The sequence below is a fragment of the Stenotrophomonas sp. SrG genome (assembly GCF_050031795.1).
GTDB classification, from domain to species: Bacteria; Pseudomonadota; Gammaproteobacteria; order Xanthomonadales; family Xanthomonadaceae; genus Stenotrophomonas; species Stenotrophomonas rhizophila_A.
Genome location: NZ_JBNBBE010001759.1, coordinates 1 through 230 on the forward strand (window position 1 = coordinate 1; position 230 = coordinate 230).

General features: G+C 66.1%; 1 protein-coding gene. It reads right to left on the reverse strand.

The features are described from left to right. Positions 1-230: tryptophan 2,3-dioxygenase family protein (locus ACQG3P_RS25300; RefSeq protein ID WP_426806576.1), on the reverse strand; the 230-nt coding region annotated here is incomplete at both ends.

Genomic DNA, 230 nt, shown 5'->3' on the forward strand with positions numbered 1-230 from the left:
TCCAGCACCTGCTGCAGCTGCGCCTGGCCTTCCGGGTCGTGCGAGAACACCTGCAGCATCTGCTCGTTCTTGTTGCCCATCAGGAACTCGATGTAGCGGTACTGCAGCGACTGGAAGCCCGACGACGGGCCGAGCACGTCGCGGAACCCCATGTATGCCGACGGGGTCAGCGTTTCCCGCACCGACCACTGTTCGGGCAGCTGGCGCAGCACCCGCTTGCTGCGCGCCAG